Raw genomic sequence first — 7,637 nt, forward strand, 5'->3', positions numbered from 1 at the left:
AAAACTGGAGTGAGCGATGTCTGCGACAAACCCAACTCTTGGAGACGCTCTACGCGTTCGGGTAACGCACCCATTTATGAGAACGCTATTTGTCCTATGCTGAAGCGGAAAGTAAAAACAACAGTTATGAAATTTGCACAAAATCTCACCCACCGCCAAAGCTTATGGAAGGAGAAGTCGGAAAAATTGTAAGCTGAAATACCTAAAACTTTGTTAATGGAAGAATAAAGCCATCGTTCATCTGGAAGAAGAAAATGCTTAAAAACGTGTCATAGTTTTACCTCAAACTCTGGAATAAAATGAGGAGCAATTGTTTTTTGCAGGTCAATCATGACTAACACCGTTTCTATCTGGGCTACATCTACATCATGCCCAAAAACTGTTTGTCTACCTGAGTAAGTGCCGTGTAGCATGAAGTATGAAAGGTATCGCCTGCCTTGTTCGTTTCCTTTCTCGTGGATGGCATCGCTAATTAAATCGACTGCAAGCATATCTAGTATCGTTTTGTACTGCCAGTTTCTTAGAGATTCAACACCTAGCCATTGGGCAACTGTTGAGGATAAGAAGTAGCCATAACCTTGATAAAATCTGTAAGCAAGGCTAATCTCTTTACCAATTTCGTCAATCTGTTCTTCCACTGTCTGGCCTCAGTTGAGTTCGTTAAACAATTGTGTAATGCTTGTCAGCCACCGCAGTTGAAAAACAGTCTGATTTGACCCTTTCGCGATCGCTGCTACCATCCGCACCCATTGCTTTCCAGGTATGGGATTTTCCGATCTTCAGTTCTGTATTGCAAACCAGCACAAATCAGTCAGTTGTTTACTGCTACTGCATTCATCCCAACTACCTCGCCAATATCTGTAAGCTTATTTGGTTGACTTCTGAATCACGTCAAAAGTGTGTCAGCATTGTAATTAGTTCGTAATTAGTTCACTTTGTTGTGAATAAATGAATTGAGCTAAGTAATCGCATTGCTTCCCGGCGAGCGATCGCTTTAACTTTTCCTTTCCTTGGTGTAGCCTTATGGTTGACACCAGTATATTAATAAAGTTAATATTATCATGTCAACTGGCGAGCGCAGTGAAAATAAAATTAAAGTAAAAATGAATATTACAGTAGATGTAACACCTATCGCTGCGTTTAGGTGGAATGGAGAAAATGCCCAAAAACTCAGGGAGCTTAGAGAGAAAGCTGGATATAGTAGACAAAAGCTATCTGATGCTGTGGGAGTTTCTGTGGCTTATATTCAGCAGCTAGAGACTCCTCACGTCTTCATTAACAAACCAAAAAAACCAACTCAGATGACTGTTAGTACAGAAATTCTAGAGAAACTTTGTGCTGCTTTAGATGGGGATATCACTTCACTTATTTGGAACATAGATTACAACAGTTAAGAGAAATATCTACTACGCTCACCAGGGAAAAACACTTGACAACCACTGGTGAGCGTAGTAATATAGTAATCATAAGAGAGGAAACGAGCGCTAGCCTCTCAGAAAAACAAAGAAGCGCTCAACCCCAAACCCAGATTTGATCAACACAAAACATAGATTTGAGAAACAAGAACCCCCCGTCGTATAGCACAAGGTACGCCAGGTAAAGTCGGCTGGGGGAGATACTCAAGATCACTCAATAAATCCACTCATACTGCAATTAGGACGGCAACCGCGCAATACCTTCTCTACAGCCTTGTGTTGTGAATTCTTGCTAGACAATAACTGAAATTTACAAATATGAGGCTACGCCAAATCTTTTTGAGAGCGTTGCGGTAAACCACAACGTTGTTTTACGCAAAACAAAAGGCGATCGCTCACCGTGGAAAGTCTGCGATCGCCTCTAATTCAAATTCACAACCCACATAGGTTTATGAACAAGACAACTGTAGCATTAGCAGAACTAGAAACGGTAGAAATTGATTTCTACGATCATGAGATTTACGCGGCTTCTAAGCTGATTGCCAGCATCGGACATGACGATGACTTGACTCAACCCTGGCTGGTATTGATTAATGGTGTTGAAGTATTTCGTCACGACACCTTCAAAAGATGCCACAGCTTCATCACATGGCATTACAAAGAAAACACATTGCCCGAACCCCAGGCTGTTGTCCCACAAGTTAATGCTTATGCCGAGCCTGTAGAAGAAGCTTATGAAGAGTTTCAGCCAGAAGAAACCACAACCACAGAACAACCTATTGTACAGCCGTTGTCTGACTGGGACTTTACCCCGCCCAAGTTCAATTGTTCCCCTGGCGTTATCTGCCCTGACTGCGACGGTCATGGATGCGGTAATTGTGGGTATCGGGGTACTCGTGCAGAAGACTTGTGTACGCCAGTGGACGGCTACCGACTGACTTATGTGGGACGCACTGACCTTCAGACTGCTCACAATGTATATCTTGATAGTGAGTTCTTGGGAATTGTCTTCAAGGTCAGAAATGCTGATGAGTTATGGGAAAACGACCCTAAAACTTACTATTGGCGCTGTGGGGATGGGGTACAGTATTGGAGCGTAAAAGAGGCTATTGTAGCGCTCTCCAAGGTTAAGGCTGTGGAAGAAATGCCGCAAGTTCGTCGGGAGTTGGTAGCGGCGTAGATAAAAGGTGGGTTTTCATACCCACCATGCAACTATAACCAATCCTTGTAAAATAAAACACAGTTCGCCTTTAAAACATGAGTAGCAAGCCTTACGATCAGTTTTCTAAGGAATTATTAGAGGAGTTGTTATCTCCTTTAGGTAGAGTAGAAGTTAACAAACAAGTAACTGATGAAGCCAGATTTGTTGATGTTTTGTTTACAAGCGCACCAACTGCCCAAGCTCAAAATCTTGGATTGTTGGGTAGAATCGCTGTACTAAATACAGCACTCTTGGAACCATTCCGCAATCAACCAAGTAGGTCATTTCCAATTCGCAATTCGCAATTCGCAATTTGCAATTTTAAGAAAGGAACCAAATGTATGAATCAAAATATTAGTATTGCTGATAGAACAAAAGCCTTGGCGATAAGAATAGTTAAAGCTTGTACTTTCTTAGATGAAAAGCCTGGAGTTTGTCGAACATTATCAAAACAGTTACTCCGAAGTGGTACTTCTATTGGAGCTAATGTTAGAGAAGCCCAATCTGCTCAATCTGATAAAGACTTTCTCAGCAAATTGGAAATTGCACTTAAAGAAGAAAGAGAAACTGAGTATTGGTTAGAAATATTAATAGAATCGGAATTGGTTGAGAAGACTAAGTTTGAACTTCTTCTTCAAGAAACTAAAGAAGTTGGAAAAATTCTAGTTGCTTCTACTCGAAAAATCAAAGATAAAATAAACAATCGAAATTAATTGCGAATTGCGAATTGCGAATTGCGAATTGTTTTTGATGAGCAAGAATTAATCATGAATTTGTCACAAGCTTACGAACAATGGGAAGAAACCACTAAGCAGCAAGGAGTACAAGAGGGAGTACAACTTGAACGCCGTCAAGTTGTAGAAAACTTGTTAAGATTCCGGTTTGGTTTTGTGGACGAGGAACTCTCAAGAGTAGTCGATAGTTTGTTGCAGTTAACTCCAGAAGAATTTACTCCCCTGTGTCTTCAGTTATCTCGTGAAGATTTGCTGGCAAGATTTAATTCACATCAATAATCTATACAGGGCAAATAATTAGTAATAAAAAGCGCTTTTGTGAAATCAAGAGCGCTCTTTTATTGGCTCCACGCTTCATATATCACAATTAAACGGCTACGCCAATGCGAAAGTGAAATGTATTGGTATTGAACAATGAACCCTCAAGAAACATCAGATTTATTTGCTGCCTTAATGCGCCAAGAGGAACTACTCAAGCAGTTAGTTGCAGCAATCAATAAGCCAAAACTGGGATTGCATTCTGATGCTGGCAGTTGTAAAATCTACTGCAATCGTCAGCACGGAGGGCTGTGGTACACCCTCAGTAATAGTGAACCGAGTGCTGTTCCTCAAACTGCCTTGACTGGATATCTTAAAGAACTGCGGTTTGAGAATACAGAACGCCGCAAAAAAGAAACCTGCAAGTTGCTGATAACTATTCAAGCAGACCGGACGTATATCTTAGAATCCGGTTATGATACTCACTTTTCTAAAAGCTTGTTAACCGCGATCGCAACTTTGACCCCACAACAATTATATTCTCCCATCACACTACAGCCGCAGCCAGGGACGACAGATGAAAATGTGTTGTTCTGTCGCGTATGGGTAGAGTCGGAATTAGTCATGGCATCCTATAACGAGCAAACAGAGTGGCGACAAATCTGGGAACAGGCTTTAGCTGTAACAAAAGCTGCGAATGAGATAGCGTTTTAACTCGTTGTAAACAGGGTTTAGGCAACTGTAATTAGAAGTTGTTTAAGCCTTGTCTACAGCTTGCTGTGTTGTGTACTCACTACTACCAATCACAAAAAACCCTAACTATCTAATTGGTATACAAAGCAGGTAAGCTGAGGAAAGCACCTAGCAGCAGTAAAAAATTAGTGATAGAAAAGTTGCCTCGCCATCGCCCACAACGAAAATTCAGTAATGCCAAACGAATAATTTTAGAATGTTCGCTCATTGAATGTGTGCATTGTGGTGCAGAATTAGCGCTACGTAGACCAAGGCACATGCGTAAAACCATTCAAACAATGGATGGAGCGGTATTTGTGGCAGGTAAAAGTAAAGAATGTACCAATCCCAGCACAGTTTGCTCTTAAGAAAAAATTACAACAACTGTGGCACAAATACGGTGCTAATTTGTTGCACTGCTATGATATTCCTGGCTTGCCGCCAGATAATCTCAAAATGGAAGCTTTGTTTAGCCATTTGCGTCGCCATCAGCGACGAATTAGTGGACGTAAATCAACTGTCGAATTGCGTGATTTTGGACACTTTAAAGTTCTTTTTCTGGCCCAAAGCGAAAAACAGTTGCTTAAACAAATTCAGCAAGTACCTCTAGCCCAGTACAAAGCTCAACGTCTTAGATTAACTTTGGCCGAAGCTCCTCGCCAACAAAAACGTCGCCTTCATCGTAATCCAGCTAGCACAATACAAGCTTTGGTTAATCAACATACCGAACTTCTTACTGTGCTTGAGTCTCAAGCTCTTTCATACCACTTAGATAGCTAGGGTTTATGGCTGAATGCACTGCTGGGGTGTTTATAGTTGCGACCTGCAATGACCCATCAGCACTACCAAGTGAATTCAAGAGGAAGGGAAGATTTGACGAATCTTTCTTTGTTGATCTTCCCACTGAACCAGAGCGTGTACAGATTCTGGGGATTCATCTACAACGTTTTGGCATTCACTTGGAATCGGAGTACCTCGAAGCGATCGCAGCTAATACCGCAAAGTTTTCAGGAGCAGAACTGGAAACCCTCGCTTCGGAAGCTGCTTTGCTGGCATTCGATGAGGGTAGACCGCAGCAGGTAACGCTTGCTGATCTGGAAACCTGCCGTCAAACAATTACCCCGCTTGCGATTCAGGACGCGGCGGCAGTTGAAAGAATGCTTGCATGGGCATCCACCGCACGACGGGCTAGTAGTCCTGTGGTTGCAGGGAAAACTCAGTCTTTGCGTGCTGCTAAGTTTCGCAACATGAACTGATGAGAAAGCGATTGTCCCCTGATTCTATGGGGGCGATCGCTCTTTCCTTTAATAATTGATAACAACCTTTTAATAGTTAATAAGGCGAAGAAAGATGAGAACAGACTTAGTTACTTATTACGGGCAGACTCCAACCATTGACCAACTGGTTGATAACTACGGCGCACACTTAGAGAAGTTAAGCAGGGAAACAAAACTGTTATTACGAGTAACTCTGTCTACATACATTGTTATGCAGCAAGAGTACACCCCAACTGAATATCCAGTATCTACAGCTCTTGAAGATGGTTTGTGTGAGCTAGTAATTCCTGATTCTATTCCCCAAGATTTATACGATGTCTGCTCTGTTTTAAATGGACTAACAATAGACGAAACGGAAACAATACTTGAAGCTTTACAGCATCAAATTCGATGGGGCAACGCCCGCCAAGTGGTGAGTTGACAGGGTAAGAAACATGGAAATTTATTTAGTCTTTGTTGACGCAATTCAGAACAGCAATAAGTTCTGGGCGGCCATTGTCGAAGACGGTAACTTAACAGTACAGTGGGGCAGAGTTGGTTATCAGGCACAAACGAAAGTCCACTCATTAGCCAATCATCAAAGAGCGGTTGCTAAATTTCATAATCTGGTAGCCGAGAAGATGATGAAAGGCTACAGCGAAAGTCAGCCACAAATGGATGGCGATCGCAGTATTTCAGATATCAGACGAGCGATACAACTATTAAACGCTATACGCCTGGCTGTTGCAAACAGGAACTTCGGTAATAGCTACATACTTGCCCTTAACGAGTATTTGAAAATTGTCCCAACACCATTGGGAATGCAGATTGATCCTTACAGGGTGTACCGAACAGTTGTAGATGTTGACTATCAACAAGAACTACTCAAGTCTTTGCTGGTGAATGAACCTGTAGCTGTTCAGACCAAAGAATCGCCAAAATCTGAACCGAAAACTGTCAGCCTCAAGGCTATCAGCAAGAATTTCTGGCGGCATTTGTAATTTTAGAAATGTCACTTTGTAAGAGAGCCTAAAAAGCTACACTTCATTTTGAAATATTGTTTGGGTAAATCATGGAAATCAAGACTATTGCTGTCACTTACACACGTAAGTTCAATTTAGGCGACTACGAATCTTTAGAGTTAAGTTGCTCACTATGGGGGCAAATTGATCCAAAAGAAGAAGATGCACAAGGGACGACACAATTTCTATTTCAACAAGCAAAGGATTCAGTTAAGTCAGCTGCAATTCCAGTAATTAAAGCTTCTACCCATCAAATGAATAAAGCCAAAGCGTACAAACACTCTGCAAAAAATCAGTTTGACGAACTGGATAATTTCTAATAACTGAAATTCACCTTTTAAATTCAAAAATACTTTAGTCAAGCATTAATACTGCTTGGCTATTTTTTTCAGCCATCGCTTTGCTCCCTACAAACCACAACAGAAAAAACATCATGCCTAAAAAAGCTAACCCAGTCCCAAAAGACCATTCTCAATTATGCCTTCAGTACCTCAGTCGTTGCGGTGGCAGCGCTCGGTTATGCAGTATAAATTTTAGTCTGGGGGTGATTCAAACGTTAGTTAATCGCAATCTGGTAAAAGTGACAAATACAGGTGCAGGATTTTTTGTGGAGTTGAACGAAACCAAATGAAGATCCATAAAATGACTCATCAATCGTCTTTGCCTTCAAATACTCGTAATAAATTAGTTCTTCGTCGGACTCGAAAAAGATTTAGCCCCAAAGTATTCATTGACCTCACCATAGAAAGAACTGCAATCGCCTCTCTGCTTTTAACTGGGTTTTTAGGAGTTGGAGCAATGGGATGTTGGGGAATGGAGATTATCGAGACAAATGCTAATCCCAACATAATTATCTCTGGCTGGCAGTACCAGAAAAACAGAAGTCTTGGAGCTATGCTGGTCAGTTTTTCCGCCTTCTTAGGGAGTTCTTTAGTCGGAGCAAGTTTCAGTGTTCACCGGGACAAATTTTAGGGAGAGAAACAGCAATGGAAATCAAGTTAACCACATCAGAGATTCGG

Annotated in this window: 13 protein-coding genes and 1 pseudogene; 13 read left to right on the forward strand and 1 reads right to left on the reverse strand. The window is 41.5% G+C overall.

The window, feature by feature from the left end; all coding sequences use genetic code 11:
• The coding region (locus F8S12_RS41100) for a hypothetical protein (protein ID WP_230968354.1) at window positions 1–192 on the forward strand (192 nt) is incomplete at its 5' end.
• Window positions 193–269: 77 nt separating this feature from the next.
• Here F8S12_RS41100 and F8S12_RS29155 read toward each other — a convergent pair.
• Window positions 270–638: a hypothetical protein gene (locus F8S12_RS29155; RefSeq protein WP_196519760.1), complete on the reverse strand. Its 369-nt coding sequence runs from the start codon at window positions 636–638 to the stop codon at window positions 270–272.
• 423 nt (window positions 639–1,061) lie between these two features.
• On the opposite strand from F8S12_RS29155, the gene F8S12_RS29160 reads away from it, so the two are divergent.
• The 12 genes and pseudogenes from F8S12_RS29160 (at window position 1,062) to F8S12_RS29220 (ending at window position 7,590) form a co-directional block, all read left to right on the forward strand.
• Complete coding sequence (locus F8S12_RS29160) at window positions 1,062–1,394, forward strand: helix-turn-helix domain-containing protein (protein ID WP_196519761.1); 333 nt, start codon at window positions 1,062–1,064, stop codon at window positions 1,392–1,394.
• Window positions 1,395–1,866: 472 nt separating this feature from the next.
• A complete protein-coding gene (locus F8S12_RS41105) occupies window positions 1,867–2,595 on the forward strand; it encodes a hypothetical protein (protein ID WP_230968355.1) in 729 nt (242 codons plus the stop codon).
• Between the two features lie 362 nt (window positions 2,596–2,957).
• Complete coding sequence (locus F8S12_RS29175) at window positions 2,958–3,329, forward strand: four helix bundle protein (protein ID WP_196514805.1); 372 nt, start codon at window positions 2,958–2,960, stop codon at window positions 3,327–3,329.
• Between the two features lie 54 nt (window positions 3,330–3,383).
• Window positions 3,384–3,629 carry a hypothetical protein gene (locus F8S12_RS29180; protein WP_230967759.1) on the forward strand — a complete coding sequence of 82 codons (246 nt, stop codon included), beginning with the start codon at window positions 3,384–3,386 and terminating at the stop codon, window positions 3,627–3,629.
• A 135-nt stretch (window positions 3,630–3,764) separates the two neighbouring features.
• Entirely contained in the window at window positions 3,765–4,322 is a 558-nt protein-coding gene (locus F8S12_RS29185; protein ID WP_196519448.1) for a hypothetical protein, read from the forward strand.
• 321 nt (window positions 4,323–4,643) lie between these two features.
• The gene (locus F8S12_RS29190) at window positions 4,644–5,120 is read left to right on the forward strand and encodes a hypothetical protein (protein ID WP_196514803.1); all 477 of its coding nucleotides are present in this window, start codon (window positions 4,644–4,646) and stop codon (window positions 5,118–5,120) included.
• Window positions 5,117–5,596, forward strand: a pseudogene (locus F8S12_RS41810) (AAA family ATPase); the annotation flags it as partial. The gene F8S12_RS29190 and the pseudogene F8S12_RS41810, both read left to right, overlap by 4 nt.
• Window positions 5,597–5,690: 94 nt before the next feature.
• On the forward strand, window positions 5,691–6,038 hold the full coding sequence (locus F8S12_RS29200) for a hypothetical protein (protein ID WP_196514802.1): 348 nt from the start codon (window positions 5,691–5,693) through the stop codon (window positions 6,036–6,038).
• Between the two features lie 13 nt (window positions 6,039–6,051).
• Window positions 6,052–6,597, forward strand: a complete 546-nt coding sequence (locus F8S12_RS29205; RefSeq protein ID WP_196514801.1) for a WGR domain-containing protein — start codon at window positions 6,052–6,054, stop codon at window positions 6,595–6,597.
• Between the two features lie 71 nt (window positions 6,598–6,668).
• Entirely contained in the window at window positions 6,669–6,938 is a 270-nt protein-coding gene (locus tag F8S12_RS29210; protein WP_196514800.1) for a hypothetical protein, read from the forward strand.
• A gap of 113 nt (window positions 6,939–7,051) precedes the next feature.
• The gene (locus F8S12_RS29215; RefSeq protein WP_196514799.1) at window positions 7,052–7,249 is read left to right on the forward strand and encodes a hypothetical protein; all 198 of its coding nucleotides are present in this window, start codon (window positions 7,052–7,054) and stop codon (window positions 7,247–7,249) included.
• A complete protein-coding gene (locus F8S12_RS29220) occupies window positions 7,246–7,590 on the forward strand; it encodes a hypothetical protein (protein WP_196514798.1) in 345 nt (114 codons plus the stop codon). The genes F8S12_RS29215 and F8S12_RS29220 overlap by 4 nt, the downstream gene beginning before the upstream one ends.
• Window positions 7,591–7,637 lie beyond the last annotated feature (47 nt).

It is taken from the genome of Nostoc sp. WHI (assembly GCF_015714725.1).
Taxonomy (GTDB): domain Bacteria; phylum Cyanobacteriota; class Cyanobacteriia; order Cyanobacteriales; family Nostocaceae; genus Nostoc.